This is a genomic window from Streptomyces synnematoformans (assembly GCF_039531005.1).
In the GTDB taxonomy this organism is placed as follows: Bacteria; Actinomycetota; Actinomycetes; order Streptomycetales; family Streptomycetaceae; genus Streptomyces; species Streptomyces synnematoformans.
In genome coordinates, this window is record NZ_BAAAPF010000006.1 from 18,734 (window position 1) to 34,336 (window position 15,603).

Genomic DNA, 15,603 nt, shown 5'->3' on the forward strand with positions numbered 1-15,603 from the left:
CGGGGCGGCCCGGTGCCACACCGCGCGCGGTGGTCCCCGGGGGGGACCGTCTGCGGGCCGTGGCGGGCTGGCGCTACGGTTCAGCCGGTGGCCGGTGCTGCGGTGTATTCCTCGTCGGTGACGGGGTCCAGCCAGTGCACGACGTCGTGGTCGGCGTCGCCTTCGTTGATGGCGAGGTGGACGATCACCCGATTCGGGGCGGCGCCGTGCCAGTGCTCTTCATCCGCTTCGAACAGGACCCGGTCGCCGGGCCGGATGGCTTCCACCGGTCCGCCGCGGCGCTGGCACAGGCCGATGCCTTCGGTGACGAAGCACACGGGCTCCTTGTGCCTGCTTCACCGTACTGACGATCTCGAAACCGACCCACCTCTGATTGCATCCTCAGCCGTATCCGCCGGCGTGAGCCGCCCCGTTTTCCACGTCATCCGCGTGAACGACAATATCCGGAATGGACAGGGAATGCATTAAAGCATGAGTGAGCACCTGGTAACTACCCCCCATACGTATCGGCGGACAAGGAAAAGTCCCCGCCCTGACCATTCGGTAAGCAGTTGATTTAGCGATCCCCAGCGCCTTGGCAGCGGCCGGAAGGTCAACAAATCTGGGATATATGTCAGATGCGTAGTAATAGTAGTTGCAGCCCGCGACGAACGTGCGAGCCAGCATCGCATCCGACGCAGCTACGGTCCGCAAGCCAGATTTGCGCCCCGCACGAAGCTCCTCATGGTGGCGACCAAATATGCCGTCCAGGCCATACGTGTGCCATAGTGCACCGGTACGCTCACCTCGGAGCTGCTCCGCGACGGCAGGATCCCTCGGATCGGCACTGTGAATGATCGACGATGCCTTGACAGGGGGATCTGGAAATGGTTCCTCGTATGCCAGCAAGGCCTCTAGATCACTGGCTGAACTTTCATTTTTATGGCCGTTTGCACGTTGATAGGCAACGCGCATAGCTGCTTTCACCATCAGCTCTGGAACATCTCGAGGAGGAACGCCCTTAGCTGTTTCTTCCCAGGCGTCTAAAGCGGCTTCGAACATGTCCGATCGAACATCTTCTAAATCGCGATAAAAATCTCTGGAGATCATCCACGAGCGCGCCCGGAGAGAGGGTATAAGACAGTCCATAACAATAATGCGCCACTTCCCGTCGCCACGCATGTCCGACATGCGCCCCATGGAGACCATGGACTCCCAGAGGTGAGATCTTCTAGACCCCCCTCGTGCGGCTACAGCCTGGGAGTGAAATTTTGCATAGTTCGGGTGCCGTCTGACTTGACACCCCTGCACGTCGTCCACGTGAACGCAAATTGGATCTTCACCGCAGGCGCCACGAACGTGCGCCGCCACCAAATCGAATACGTCTGACACATCCACCTCCAAAGTTGGCCCTCCAAGGGCTGGCAGAATATGTCGCCATGCAGGTCCACCCAGCCCAAGGGTAGGTATATTGCCAATCTTCCTCATCGCCACCGATTGATAGTTGCAAAGACGGGTGAAATTGACAAAATCCGTTCGAGATTGAACATATTCCTTCAGAGGTCCGCCCTTGCGCCGCGGCGAGTGCGATCGGGTGATGGTGTGATGTGTGCATCGCACGAGGCTCCTCCCGTCCAGCCATCGCGAAGGCCGCCCGCCAACACCGGGAAGGCTCGCTCAGCTGGCCGCAACGTGCCTGTGTGCAACGGAAGTTGAGGTGCGGTCGGCGCACCACATCATGGGTGAGCCACTCTCGTGATCAGCCGTGGTGATCAAGACGTTGCAGCACACCCCTGCGCTGGAGGTCTCGAACGTGTTCTGCGGCACGCTGGGGCGCCGATCCGCCGCGGACGAGGAGCCCTGCCTCCAGGTTCCGCCGTACGCCCGACTCGGTCAGGTTCGCACTGCCGAGCCACAGGAGGGCGCCATCGGCGACGGCGAGTTTCGCGTGCTGAAGGCTGTGCCGGTGACGGCGCTGGTCCATCGGCCAGTGCCACAGCTTCACACGGGAGATCGCAGTGAACGCCTCGGCGGGCTCCCCTCCGCTGAGGAGGCCCCGGGCGCCCGCCAAGGTCTCGACAACGACATGAATGTCGACCCCTCTGGCCACAGCGTCACGGAGGGCGTCGACAAGCGGTCGATAGGCACGGGCGGAGTAGGTCATGGCCAAGAGTTCGGCGTGTGCCTCGCGCACCACCTGTATCAGCACCTGGGCCGCAGCCCTGGCGGGTACAGCAGGAGTAGCCGGGCCACTCCAGAAGGTGCGGGCCTCTATCTCGCCCGCGTTCCGCGACGCCCCGGCGACGAAGCCGCGCAGGTAGGCGGCGGCCTCGGCGTACGGCACACGATCCTGCTCCACCGCGGCATACAGCGCCGTCACCGTCTCCGTGGCAGTGGAATCCTGCAGCGCCAGCAGGACGTGTTCCAGACCACGGTGGCGGGCCAGCAGTCCGGCGAGATCGATCGTGCGAACGGTACCGAGGACCGCGGCGGCGTCCGCCGCCGCGGCTTCGAACAGACGGCGGCTCACTGGAGCAGATCGGTCGGTGTCAGCACCCGGTCGGTGTCGCTCCCAAGGGGCACGAGGAAGCGGCGGTCGAGGAAGCGGTTGCCGCGTTCGCAGGTGGTTTCCGAGATGAACAGACAGACATGGCAGGCGGCCCCGTGCAGATAGTCGGCGGGCTTCTTCGGCAGTCGTTCCGCGCACAACGGATCGGAGGAGCAGTGCGCCGCGTCCCGCAGCGCGCGCCGCACGATGCGCTCGAAGTGCGGGCTCTCGGCGAGGGAGACCAGCCCGCCCAGAGTGCCTTCCGAATCCGGCGCCGCCGTGTAGATGAGAATGCCGCTGCGCGGCCCCTCGTCCGTGCCGGCATAGATGCGTTCCGCCAGACTGGCGGAGTTGTACCCGCATTCCAGCGCAATGGTGCGGATCAGCGCGTGCGAGAGGGTGTGCAGGGCGAGATACGACTCGCCGGGCCAGCCGGCCATCGGCTCGAAGTCCCCGGTGATCCGGTCGGACTTCCGGTTCCTGCGGAAGCGGGCGAAGGCGTCGCGGTGGGCCGCCATCGCCGGGGCCTTCTCGACGCGCGCCACCCAGTCGGCCAGCAGGTCCTGCCGCACGCGCAGAAAGATTCCCTCGCCCCGCACTTCGCTCGCCGGCACCCAGCCCGGAGAACTGCGGAACAGCCTCACCTCGTCGGCGATATCGGGTGTCTCCCGGTCGGGCGCGTCGAGACGGGTGAAGGCGGTAAGGGCGCGCACCTCCCGGAGCCGCTCGACCTGGCGGATGTGGGAGAACAGGCCTGCCAGAGCCTGCGGAACGGCAACCTCGCGCATGGCGAAGTCCGTGGTGGCCTGCGGCGGACTGGCCGAGGCAAGCACGGCCCACTCAGGAGTGAGCAGGTCGACGGGCGCGGCAGGCCCGTCGGGGACCTGGCCGACCTCGGCGGCTTTCCGGGCCTCGACGGCGGCGACGATGTCCTGGGCGTCGTACTCCTTGAGGTAGCCGTATCCGGGGAGAGCGGATACCAGGTCGTAGTGCTCCCGTGTGGTGACGTTCTGCAACTCGGCCCAGCGCTCCTCCACCAGTTCGGCCGCGTCGGCGGACCGGTCCGGTGGCAGGGCGAGGGCACTGAGGGTGACGGGGAACCACTGGTTAGAAGCTCCCGCAACCATGAGCGTCGCCTCCCGGTCGCATCCCTGGTCCGCGAAGGTGCCCAGGTGGGCGTGGCGTCCCCGGCAGCGCGGCAGATTCACCAGGCCGCGTTCGCCCATGGCGTCGCGGATGTTCCGTTCCTTCTTGCAGCTGACGCATTCGATGGTGACGTTCGCCGCCTGGTTACCGCCGTGGTCGCGCATCCGCAACTGAGGCCGCGGCGCCTTGGAGCAGTCGCCGCCGCGGTGCACGAAGGAAATGTACGGGAACTCGTCGAGGTGTCCAGCCGTGCAGGCCAGGGTGAAGCGGGCCGCGACGGCGAGCGGTCGCGCGCGCCCTCTGCGGCACTCGTGGACGAACTTCGCCTCGTGCGCCGCATGCGGGTTGCTGTTGCGGAACTCGAAGGCGTCGGAGTCGATGGCCGCGAGGAGGTTGCAGGCGGTGCAGCGCAGCCACTGCGGGAAGGGAGTGACGGGCACTCCCACGTTCTGCGCCGGCCAGTCCCTGGGCCGGCTGTCCGCGCCCTCGGCCCAGGGCGCGGCGCGGAGTTCGGTGATCTGCGCGTTGCCGTAGAGCTGCAGGGAGCGGTTGACGGCGGTTCGCAACCTCGGCTCGTCGATGGCGTACCCGGCCAGTCCCTGGTAGTTCCAGAACTCCAGGCCTTTGATCAGCACGGAGAAGTTGGGCAGGTCGACGAGGGAGCCGATGCCGGCCGTGAACATCAGGTGGCTGGGGCGGACGGAGCCGACCCGGCGGTTGTAGAAGCCGGTCATCGCCGTTCCTTTCCTGCCACCGGAGCGGGGCCGAGCTCGTCGCTGTCCACGGCGGCGTCGGCGGATCCGGCGCCGGTGTCCGCGTCCCCGGGGACCGGGCCGAAGACCCAGGCCGGGCCGCTGCCCGACGGCTGGTCGACCAGGGATCCGGCGCCTGCGAACAGCAGGTTGATCTCGTTCTCCGTCTCGCGCATCGACATCGGGACGGTCAGTTCGTCCCACCTGCCGCCGTCAGCCCGGTTGAGGAGCCCGGAGACCAGGATGTTGTCCTTCTTCTCCTTGCGGTAGCCGAGCAGCGCGCTGGCGCCCTCGCGCTGCTCCGCCCACCGGTCCTTCAGGGTGTCGATGCGCTCGCTGAGGTAGCCACGTGCCCGGTCGCCGCCGACGATCTCGGCCCGCTCCAGCAGCCGCCGCTCCACCTCGGCGGCCACGTCGCCGTCCAGGTCGAGGGTGTGGGCGTCGGTGTTGCGGGAGTGCTCGTACGCCGCCTGCCGCAAGGCCGCCACGTAGACGGCAGCGGTGCCCCGGTCCAGCGCACGGCGGGTGAACGGGGTCACGGACAGCGCCTCAACCTGGCGGTAGAAGGTGGCGTGGTAGTGTTCGAAGTCCTCGAAGTGGGCGAGGTCGCGGGGCCGGGACCAGTTGTAGAGGGTGACGACGAGACCGGGTCGGCGGACGTCGCGGCCGACGCGGGACGACGCCTGGATGTACTCCGCCGTGTTCTTCGGCTGGCCGACGACGAGCATCAGCCCGAACCGCGAGACGTCGACGCCGACCTGCAGCATCGAGGTGGCCAGCACCGCGTCCACGGGCTGTTGGGCCCTCCTGGGCGGGTCGACCCGCGGGTCGCGCTTGTCACGGTAGGCCTCCGCCCATTCCGCCCGCAGCGCCCGCCGCCGCTTCGAGGTGTGCCACTCGGGGGCGAACCCCGTCTCCAGGCGCTTGAGGGTGGCACCGATGTCGGCGGAGGAGATCCGGGAGGTGAGTTCCTGGATGTTCAGCATCTCGGTCCCCACCAGGCGGTCGGCAATGGGCTCGTGTCCCTTGCGGGAGCCGTTCCGCCGCACCCTGGTGGTGATGTCGTCGTCCAGATAGCGCCGCATGCCGGCCAGCTCGCGCGTGGCGTTGAAGTACCCGACCAGCGTCATGTACGGATCGGCCGGCTCGCCGTACGTGTCGAAGAGTTGCTGCCCGGCGAGCAGCATGATCTCGGCGACACGGATCTCGGCCGCCTTCAGGCGAGTCCCGTGGGCGCACACTCCCAGATAGCGGCGGCCCGGATGGCCGCTGCTCAGATCGACCCGGCGGGAGAAGAACGTGTCGCCGACGTCCAGCACCTGCGGCGGGAAGACGGCTACCTTGCGGCCGAAGACGCCGCGTACCTGGTCGGCCGCGCGCTTCGTGGTCGCGGTGGAGGCGACGATCTTGGGTCCCACCTCGTGGCGGTTGCCGTCCGCGGAGCTGAAGCTCCAGCCGCACAGCTGGTCCACCGCCGCCTCGAACAGACCCACCGTCGTGCCCAGCGCACCGGAGATGAGGTGCAGCTCGTCCTGGATGATGAGGTCCGGCGGGCGCAGCCGCGGCACGTGCTGGGACCGGACGGCGCGCAGCGTGCCCTTCGCGTTGTGCCGGCTGCCGCAGCCGGTTTCGGCGTCCAGGTCGGGGTGCCGGAAGCCGTGGCGGGGGCACCACTCGGTGACGCGGCCGAAGAGCAGCCCCGCGTAGCCGTTCCAGGGGAGTTGGGCGAGCTTGTCGACGGTGGCGATCAGCATGGCCGGAGCGAGCCGGTAGATCTCCTCGTCAACCGTCAGCACCGGGATGCCCTCCCCCGGCGCGGCGAGTCGGGAGAAGGGGCAGCGGTCCTCGCCCTCCCCGCGCGGGCAGTACAGCAGCACCCGGCGCCGGCCCTCGTCCGCGTCCATGTTGCGGTGCGCGCTCAGCCCTTGACCGCACCAGGGGCAGCTGAGCACCTGGATGACACGGGCGTGTTTGTCGTCGGCCGAGTCCACCGCCCCGGCGATCTGCTCCCGGGCCTCACCGAACCAGTTCGGCGACACCGAGGTGCCCACCCACAGGCCGATACGGAACGGGGTGGTGCCCCATCGCTCGTCGCCCGATGCCACGGCCTCCCGACGCAACACCTCGGTGGCGCACACCAGGGCGGCGGCGCGCTGGAACTGCTGGGCCGTCAGCAGCCGCAGGGTGTACCGCATCAGCACGGCCACGCCCGCGGCCCCGCTGTGGGCGTCCGCGCCGGTGCCGACCGTCCCCTGCAGGCGGCGCAGTGCGAACGTGAGGGCGGCGAGGCCCAGGTACGCCTCGGTCTTGCCGCCACCTGTCGGGAAGAACAGCAGGTCCACCACGGCCTCACGGGTGGTGCCGCGGTGCTCGTGCCCCGGCTGCGCCAGTGAAGCCACGTTGAGGAGCACGAACGCAAGCTGGAACGGCCGCCAGCTGGCCCCGGCCCTCCGCGCGGCGGCGCGGGCCGCGTCGTCGGCCTCGTTCTCGCCGTACACCTGTGCACGCACCTCGCCGTACGAGGCCGGGTCGTCCTCCCGGCCGGCCCGCAGGGCGGCGATCGAGGTGTTGCGGCGCTGCAGCGCCATCGCCCGGTTGGCGAAACGGAACGCCTCCAGCGCGGTCGGGTCCGCACGCAGGTGGTCGATGCCCAGCGTGATCCGGTGGCAGATCTCCTCGGCTTCCTCGACGGCTTCCTCGGCCGTCTTCCGCAGGCCGTCGGGGAGGCTCTGGGCTTTGTTCCGCTGCTCCTGCAGCCACTGGTGGTAGCCGTCTGCGAGCGGGGCGAGGGCCGCGGCCAGTTCACCGCTGCGGTCCGGGACCGCGAGCTCCGCCAGCTCGTCCATGCCGAGCTCCAGCCCGGCCAGCAGCTTCTGGTCCTTCGGTCTTGGCGCGGTGGTGACGGGCACGTCGTACTCGGGCAGCCAGGTGGTCTCCAGCTTGTGCGCCCGTCGTTCCCCGGCGCGCACGTGGGCATGGACGGCCACGTTCCGGCCGAGGGCGTGGCGCAGGCTGTCGCGGTACAGCAGCCGCAGGCGTCGCTCCTCCGGGTCGTCGGGGGCGGGCCCCGAGCCCGGGCCCAGCGGGTCGTCGATGGGCAGGAAGACCGCCGCCCGCTCGTCGGGAAACGCGGTGACCTCCAGCCGGGTCTGGAAGAGCCAGTTCGCGTCGCGCAGTTCCCGGGCCTCGGGCAGCGCGTTGACGAGCGCGACCTCCAGCACGCGCAGGTCCTCGCCGTCGGCGCCGACCTGCCGGCGGCGCACCTGGACGTCGAGCCGGATGCAGGGAGCGTCCGGGTCCTGCGAGGCGTCACCGTCGAGCGCCCGCCCGTGGTCGCCGGGGGATGTGACGTCGATGTCGCACTCGCGGTCCACCTGCTCCCGGCCCCACACGCTGACCGGCCGGCCCTCGTCATTGACCGCCTCGGTCCGCGCGTAGCGCCCCCAGGAGGCCCTGACGGTGAGGGTCCCGATGGAGGCGGGCACCACGAACGACAGCCCCATCGAGGACGCCCACATGCGTCCCGCGGCCTGCGGTGTGAGCCGGTCCGCCGGCTCGGCCTCCCGGCCGTCGGCGTCGCTGCCCGGCTCGACCTCCGCCGCCTGGGCGGCGCTTCGGCGCAGCTCCCGGCTGGTGTGGGCGTCACTGACGCGCGGGCCCAGCATGCCGACGAGGTAGCGGTCCTGCGGTCCGGCCGATCGGTACGGAAGCTTCTCGTTCTCCCCGTCCCAGGGCCCCAGCAGATCCCGGCTGATGTAGCGGCCGAGAGCGTCGCGCACCTCGTACGACGTGCCGGGCAGGAGGTCCAGGGGCACGTCGTCGAGGGGGTGCGGCACGGTCGGGGCCGGGGTGGGCGGAGGTGACATGGGCGATCGCCCCTCTCGGGATGGCTTCGCCCCGGGCGGGGCGGTGCTTCCGGCTCTCGGCCGTGCCCGGGGCTGTCTTGCGACGAGAGTATTGCATCCGTTGACAGCGTTCACAATATGATTCCGGGAGATGCACCGCCGGCGACTTGCCCTCGGTAGCATCGCACTTCACATCGGCTCGACCACAAGTGAGGACCCCGATGGCGACGCTGGGGTTGCACAGGGACTTCCTGATGGAGTTCGCGGCGCTGGAGAGGCCCGTCCAGAGGCGGGTGACCGAGGTGTTCGACAAGTTCCGGCAGCACCACCACGCCGGGCTCCATCTGGAGAAGCTGACGGGAGCCCGGGACGACCGTATCCGCACCATCCGGGTCGACAAGTTCTGGCGCGGCGTGGTCCTCGCGCCCGCATCGGGCGACGCTTATCTGCTCCTCAAGGTCCTGCCGCACGACGACGCCATCGACTGGGCGGTACGGCGCCGGGCCACCCTCAACAGCGCCACCCAGGGCATCGAACTGCGGGACGACGACACCCTGGAGCGCGCCACGGCCGGTTTCCGCACCCTCGCCGAGGCCGCACCGGAGAAGCCGCGGCTGTTCGCCCACGTCTCCGACACCGACCTGACCCGGCTGGGGGTGGACGCCAACGTGCTCCCCGTCGTCAGGGCGTTCACGGACGAGGCGCAGCTGGACGGATTGCGCACGTACCTGCCGGAGCAGCAGTACGACGTGCTGGCAGGACTCGCCGCCGGGCTGGCCCCGGAGGAAGTATGGCGCGAGGTCGTCCAGGCCCAGCTGTCCGGCGAGCCCCTGCCCGCCGAGCGGGGCGGCCGGCCGGCCCCGCCGGAGGACCTGACCGCCGCCATGTCCCGCTCCCGCGGCCGCATCGCCCTCGTCTCCGGCCCCGACGAGCTGACCGACATCCTCTCCCGCCCCTTCGACGCCTGGCGCGTCTTCCTCCACCCCAGTCAGCACCGCGTCGCCTACCGGCGTTCCTTCTCCGGCCCCGCCCGGGTCAGTGGCGGACCCGGCACGGGCAAGACCGTGGTCGCTCTCCACCGGGCGCTGCACCTGGCCCGGCGGCTGCCGGCGGACGCCGCCGACGGCAGCGTGCTGCTCACCACGTACACCCGGGACCTCGCCGCGGACCTGCAACGCAGCCTGGAGATCCTGGTCCCCGATCCGGTCGTGCGGGCGAAAGTGCACGTCACCAACGTCGATGCGCTGGCCAACCACATCCTGCGCGAGCGGCTCGGCGGCAGCCCGATAAAGATCGTGGCCGACCGGCGGGACCTCCTCATACGCTGGGACCGCATCGCCCGGCGCCTGGACCTCGACGTCACTGACTCCTTTCTGGACCAGGAGTGGCGCCACGTCGTACTCGCCCAGGACATCAGCTCGGCCGAGGACTACCTGAAAGCCGCACGCGCCGGTCGCGGCACCCCCCTCGGACCGCTCAAGCGCGCTCACGTCTGGCGGGTCGTCAGCGCGTTCACCGAGGAGCTGCGGGCCGCGGGCGAGCGGACTTTCCTGCAGGTCTGCGCCGAGGCGGCGCGTGCCCTGGACGCCACGGACACACCCCGCCCGTACCGCCACGTCATCGTCGACGAGGCCCAGGATCTGCACCCGGCGCAGTGGCGCTTCCTGCGCGCCCTCGTCGCGCCCGGGCCCGACGACCTCTTCCTCACCGGCGACCCGCACCAGCGCATCTACGGCAACAAAGTGTCGCTGCGCAGCCTCGGCATCGGCGTCACGGGCCGCTCCACCCGCCTGCGCATCAACTACCGCACCACGGGCGAGATCCTGACCTGGGCGGTCGGCCTGCTCGCCGGCGAGGTCATGGACGACATGGACGGCGGCGCCGAGACCTTTGCCGGCTACCGCTCGGACGTGCACGGCGAGCCGCCCCGGCTGTCGCGCACCACATCGAAAGCGGAGGAACTGGCCGCCGTCACCCACCAGATCGGTGCATGGCTCGCACAGGGCGTGGAGCCGGCGGAGATCGGCGTCGCCGTCCGCTTCCTGCAGCTCGGCCGCGACCTCGAACGGGCGCTGAAGCGCGCGGACATCCCTGTCAGGGTGCTCGGCCCCGGCCCGGGTACGGACAGCCGGGGGGAGGAGGGGGTGCGTGTCGCGACGATGCACCGCATGAAGGGGCTGGAGTTCCGCTGCATGGCCGTGGCAGGGGTCAACGACGGCGTGCTGCCCATGCGCAGCGCCCTCACCCCGGAGGAGGTCGATCCGCAGCAACGCAAGGAGGACCTGCTGACCGAACTCAGCCTTCTCTTCGTCGCGTGCACCAGGGCCCGGGAGGCGCTGATGGTCTCCCCACGGCACCCCGAGCCCGTTCCTGCTGCGGGTGCCGGAGACCGGCACCGTGCCGGGCGATGAGGGGATTCCGCCGTGAGACACGCCATCCGCGGGCGCCACGGCGCTTCTGTGCTAGGCATTGCGCATGTCCGTCCCCCACTTCGACCTGACCTCCACGCAGCACCGGCTCCTGGCCGAGCTGGTGCGGAGCACCCTCCCCGTGCCGAGCCGTGAACCTCATGGCGCCGCTGCCCGCGGACTCGACCCACAGCAGGTCGCGGCCGATGTGCCGGACCTGCTGTGGATGAAGCTGATCTCGGACGCGGGCGGACTGCTCTCGATCACGACGCTCGGAGCCGCCGTCTACCACCGTGCTGAGCACGAGGCGGCCGAGAGGCGGCTGGCCGAGGTGTCAGCCTTCGCCGACGCCGTGGAGGCCGGGCTCGCTTCGGGGTCGGCTCGGGACCGCATTCCGTATGCGTTGCGGAAACTGGCGCAGGGTGAATTCTCCCTAGATCAAGCGGTCGCCTGGCTCGCCTGAACCGATCGCCCTCCAACTGCTCACCCCGCGTCAGGATGCCCGAACAGCCCGTCCGCGAGGGGGCGCCGAGCCTTGCGCGCGGTGTCGTGGACCGGCAGCACGCTGGCGCTCTTCAGGTCGTGCTCGGTCACCACCGGACCGGCCAGGACTTCGGCGAGCAACTCCCGCTGGGCCGGGATCAGATCATCCAGGCGGCGGAGCACGGAGAGAAGCTCGATCAGCTCGATGGTCCATTCCTCCGGCCAGTGATCGACGTGGATGTCGTCGAGCGGACTCGTCTTCTTGCTGTGGGGAGAGGACTTGCGATAGCCGAACCAATGGCGTACGACGCGCATGCCGCCGACGTCGAAGGTCCACACGCCCGGCGGGACGGGCCCGAAGGCGCCCTGGCCGACGAGGAGGGTCTGCGTTCCGGTGTCGTAGCGCAGCGTGTCTGGAACGTCGGGGCCGATATGGGTGAGGTAACCGACCTGCCGGGGGTCACCTGTGCCGAACTCGACGACACCTGCCCGGGGAACGTCCATCCCGTGCGCAAAGCGCTCCCCATACGTCATGGCCCAGAGGACCTGGGCACCGAGGTCGACGGCCCTTTGCCAGATCTCCGGGTTCCGGGTGAGCGGCACACGCACACCAGGGGTGAGAAGCTCTTCCGTGAACTGCTCGGTGAAGAGGGTGTGCCCGGCCACGGCGACGGTGTAGGCGGCCAGGTCGGACACCGTGAGGTCTTCCGTCCCGAGACGACCGGTGAGGTGCGGGAGCAGTCCGGCGGGGACGTTGGGCGAACCGTCGGGGTGCAGCAGCGGCATGGTTCTCCCTCCTCGCCCGTTGAAATGGTCGGTGTCCGGGATAAGTGCGGTGGCCATCACCGCAGGGCCAGTCGCTATCGGATGTGAAGATTGTTGATTGAGGAAAAGCTGGCCCTCCACCCGGGCTTCCCACAGGTCGGGACGCGCGAAATCGATGACCCGGTTGTCGGCTATCAGCCGCTGCCGGTCGAGGCTGCGCAGGGCCACGCGTATCAGCTCGGGTACGGCGGTGATCTCCTCAGCCAAGGAAAGGTGGTGGGACGGGCGACCAGGGAGCGGACTCTTCCGCATGGGGAGTTCTCGGTCACGGGTCTCCTTGAACAACTCTGCCTTGACGGCCGGGTCGTCCTCACGGATCAGCCGTGCCCAGCGGCGGCGCAGAGTCTCAGGCGACGGAGACGTCACCCACGAGCGGTTCGTCTTCACCCCTGGGCTGCCCCATGGGAACAAGTCGTTCAGGGCCGGGAAGTCATCCCAGCCGGACTGCGACGCCGGTGTGAACGGGCGGGTGCTCTCCTCGTGCACGTCGCGCCATCCGTCGTCGTCCAGCCGGGTCTCGCGGAGCTGGCGAAATTTCTCCTCTCGGCTGCCGTGGACGGAGCGGTAGTGGATACGGGCCGGACGCTGCGGGTCCCCGTCGGCCCGGCGCAGGAAGATGCAGATGGACAGCGGTTGCGCGACCTTTGGGAAGACCCGGGTGCCGACATCCGCCCGCTGGCCCTCGGGAGACAGGTTGATGACCCAGCCCTCGTCGCATGTACGCCGTAAGTACCTGCGCATCCCGCGTCCACCGGGCCCGGTGGAGAAGCCCGACGGGGTGATGAAGCAAACGACCCCGTGCCGGTCTTCCTCGTGGGCGTCGAAGACCTTCCACGTGGCCCAGCGCCAGAAGTAGATGTACATGTTCTTCAGCACATGCTCGTACCTGCCGTTCCCCGCCAGCCGGAACGCGTCGAGCAGCGGCGCCTCCTTGCCACGGGGCCGCTTCTCCACCCATCCCCCGCGGTCCTCCGCCTTGTCGTCGTACGGCGGGTTCGCGATCACCACGGTGACCGGCACCTTGCCCTTGACGATGTTCGCGCGCCTGCGGGAGTCGGAGAGGATGCCGTATGTGGAGGCCAGTTGCTCTCCCTCCACGAAGGGGTTGTCCAGAGTGTCCGTGACGAAGAGGTTGAGGCCGCGATCGGGCAGCGGGGCCTTGTACCGCTTCAGCAGGTCAGACGTCCGCAGCTCGGCGACGGTGTACGGGCCCATCTGCAGCTCGAACCCGAACAGGCGGCGCGCGAGCCGCGCGATGGCGTCCTGCGCCATCGCCTCACCCTGGCGGGCAGCCGCCTGGTCGGCCACGCGCTCGATGATCGAGTGCAGGTAAGTGCCCGTGCCCATGGCCGGGTCGACGATGCGTACGTCGTCCCCGCCGAAGCCCTGCTCCTTGCCCAGCCGGCTGCGCAGCACCTCCTCGGTGAGGCGGACCATGTCGTCCACCACGTCGCGCGGCGTGTAGTACGAACCGCTCCGCTGCCGCAGCTCGGCGTCGTAGACGGTGAGAAAGTGCTCGTACAGGTACATGTACGCGTCGCGGTTGCCCCGGCGGATGACGGGCCAGTCGACACGGTTGATGGTCCTGGTCAGCAGGTCCAGGGTGACCGAGAACCGCTCGTTGACGTTGTCCGTCAGCAGTTGCAGGGCCTTGCCCATGAGCGCGTGCCCGGCATCCAGCCGCCGCCCGATCTCGTGGAGATCCCCCGTGGTGAGGGGGATGTTCTCGGTACGGGCCAGGAGGAGCGAGAACGTGATGGTCTGCGCGTAGCCGTCGGCGAACGTGGCGTCGTCGGCGGAGGGGAAGAGCAGCCGGCGCCAGTCGCTCTTGAGCCCGGTGAACGGACGGGCGCGCATGTCGTCCTCGTCTGCCGTGGACCGGGCTTCGGCCGCCAGTTGCTCGCGCACGGCGGCCCGCAGCAGGCGGCATAGCGGCGCGATGTGCTCGACGAGGCGGGGGACGTGGGCGATCGCCGGCGGGGCCCAGCCCACGAACGTCCGCAGCAGCGCGTCGAGCGCGGCCGGGTCAACGGGCGCGAGCTGCTCGCCGGCTCTCCGGAGGTTGCCGGTGAGGTGGACGGTCTCGCCCACCTGCACCCCGTCGCGGAAGAGCCGCCATTCCGCCCCATTCGTATAGATCAGATTGGGGAGATCGCGGAGCCGGTTCCACTGCTTCTTGTTACGGCCTGTGAAGGTCTCCGGATCGACGGAGAGGCCGGGCTTCTTGACCTCCAGATAGCCGGTCGTGTCGCCGGACTTCCGGAAGGCGTAGTCGGGCCGCACGCCGAGATCGGGCAGGCGCACCTCGTCGTGCCAGGTCAGCTCGCCGAGGTCGTGGTGCTCCGCAACCGCCTTGAGCAGCACCTCCAGCGGGCCGCGGATGGCCGCCTCCGGGCTCCCGCCCGCGCCGGAGAGCTTCGCCTTGCACGAGCGTCCGAACTCCGAGACGGCGTCGTACAGCCAGGCATACAGACCGTCACGCATATATCCCCCAACTCCATGGATGCCAGACAGGTTGAGGTCTGGGACGTTGGTCACAACAGGGCGCACGACGAAGCACGGGGGGAGCATCACCCCACCGGCCTCGACAGTGCCCCCGCGCCTCACGGTGGCCGGGCGGCGGCCCGCTGTCGTCAGGACTCGCGGTCACTTCCCGGCTTCGGGCCCACGTAGGCGAGGCGGAAGACCTTCCGCTCTGGCACCAGGCGGAAATACAGCCTTCCCTTGCCCGGTGTCATACGTGCGTGCCAGGAGAAGACGTGGGACTGCCCGGCCGACGCAGGGTCGGGGAACGTGCACAGGTGACGCCGGCTCTGGGATTCGGGGGTGGTGTGCGGGTTCTGCCAGTCGGGTTCGGGGGAACGGTCGAGGTCCCAGTGGTCGGCAGCCGTCGCCTGAAGTTCCGAGAGCAGCTCGCGAACGGGCCGGAACCACTTCGGATCGAGTCGCATCAGATCGCGGTCGAAGCGCGGCAGCCGTTCCAGGGAGGGAAAGAACTCGTCCCAGGCGGCGAGCAGCGCCGCAGGGTTGGTGAGAGCGTGCAGGCCGGTGCTGCGCACCCAGGACTCGTGTTCGTCGGCCTCGCCCGGGGTGGAGCAGTGGCGAACGCGGTCCTTGTCGTACTCGATGTCATCCTCACCGAGACGTTGGATGTCGACGTCGAGCCACGAGGTCGCCCATTTCGGTGTCACGGGGAGGCTGACGGCAAGGCCGCCCATGAGATGGGCCGCGCCGATGCCCTTCGCGGGTACGCCGTCGTGCAGATACTCGATCTCGGGCGGTTCATGGCCGGCTTCTTCGAGTACGGGGGCGAAGGGGGAGCGCCGGCTGCGCAGGCCCAGCAGGTAACGGTGTCTTTCACGATTCTGCGGTGAGGCATTCACCCACTGCTGGTAGACGTAGCCGCGGGCGAGTTCGGCGCTGGGCAAAGGGCTTTGTGTGGTCAAGGACAGGCTCTGCCAGGATTTGAGGCGCTTGAGCGTGTCCACGAAGGATGCCATGGCCTCGTCAACACGTCGTGGGCCTGCCTCCGAAGCGCAGGACAGCTCGTTGAGGAACAGCGGCAGCGGCACTACGCCCCCATTGCGGTCGTCAGATCATCAAGGTGAGCCCGGCTC

At 69.0% G+C, this 15,603-nt stretch carries 8 protein-coding genes and 1 pseudogene; 2 read left to right on the top strand and 7 right to left on the bottom strand.

Annotation, left to right across the window (positions count from 1 at the left end):
- Window positions 1-80: 80 nt before the first annotated feature.
- From ABD317_RS03020 to drmA, 5 genes are all read right to left on the bottom strand, one after another.
- On the bottom strand, window positions 81-317 hold the full coding sequence (locus ABD317_RS03020; protein WP_425582256.1) for a cupin domain-containing protein: 237 nt from the start codon (window positions 315-317) through the stop codon (window positions 81-83).
- Between the two features lie 64 nt (window positions 318-381).
- Complete coding sequence (locus tag ABD317_RS03025; RefSeq protein WP_344287535.1) at window positions 382-1,188, bottom strand: helix-turn-helix transcriptional regulator; 807 nt, start codon at window positions 1,186-1,188, stop codon at window positions 382-384.
- Window positions 1,189-1,738: 550 nt separating this feature from the next.
- Complete coding sequence (gene drmC, locus ABD317_RS03030; protein WP_344287537.1) at window positions 1,739-2,509, bottom strand: DISARM system phospholipase D-like protein DrmC; 771 nt, start codon at window positions 2,507-2,509, stop codon at window positions 1,739-1,741.
- On the bottom strand, window positions 2,506-4,407 hold the full coding sequence (drmB, locus tag ABD317_RS03035) for a DrmB family protein (RefSeq protein ID WP_344287539.1): 1,902 nt from the start codon (window positions 4,405-4,407) through the stop codon (window positions 2,506-2,508). Before drmB ends, drmC begins: the two co-directional genes overlap by 4 nt.
- Window positions 4,404-8,291 carry a DISARM system helicase DrmA gene (gene drmA, locus ABD317_RS03040; RefSeq protein WP_344287541.1) on the bottom strand — a complete coding sequence of 1,296 codons (3,888 nt, stop codon included), beginning with the start codon at window positions 8,289-8,291 and terminating at the stop codon, window positions 4,404-4,406. Before drmA ends, drmB begins: the two co-directional genes overlap by 4 nt.
- A gap of 200 nt (window positions 8,292-8,491) precedes the next feature.
- On the opposite strand from drmA, the pseudogene ABD317_RS03045 reads away from it, so the two are divergent.
- Together ABD317_RS03045 and ABD317_RS03050 are read left to right on the top strand one after the other, a co-directional pair.
- Window positions 8,492-10,697: pseudogene (locus ABD317_RS03045) on the top strand (UvrD-helicase domain-containing protein).
- 48 nt (window positions 10,698-10,745) lie between these two features.
- Window positions 10,746-11,141 carry a hypothetical protein gene (locus tag ABD317_RS03050; RefSeq protein ID WP_344287545.1) on the top strand — a complete coding sequence of 132 codons (396 nt, stop codon included), beginning with the start codon at window positions 10,746-10,748 and terminating at the stop codon, window positions 11,139-11,141.
- 20 nt (window positions 11,142-11,161) lie between these two features.
- On the opposite strand, the gene ABD317_RS03055 is transcribed toward ABD317_RS03050, so the two are convergent.
- Entirely contained in the window at window positions 11,162-14,470 is a 3,309-nt protein-coding gene (locus ABD317_RS03055) for a type ISP restriction/modification enzyme (protein WP_344287547.1), read from the bottom strand.
- Between the two features lie 149 nt (window positions 14,471-14,619).
- On the bottom strand, window positions 14,620-15,558 hold the full coding sequence (locus ABD317_RS03060; RefSeq protein WP_344287549.1) for a hypothetical protein: 939 nt from the start codon (window positions 15,556-15,558) through the stop codon (window positions 14,620-14,622).
- Window positions 15,559-15,603: the final 45 nt, after the last annotated feature.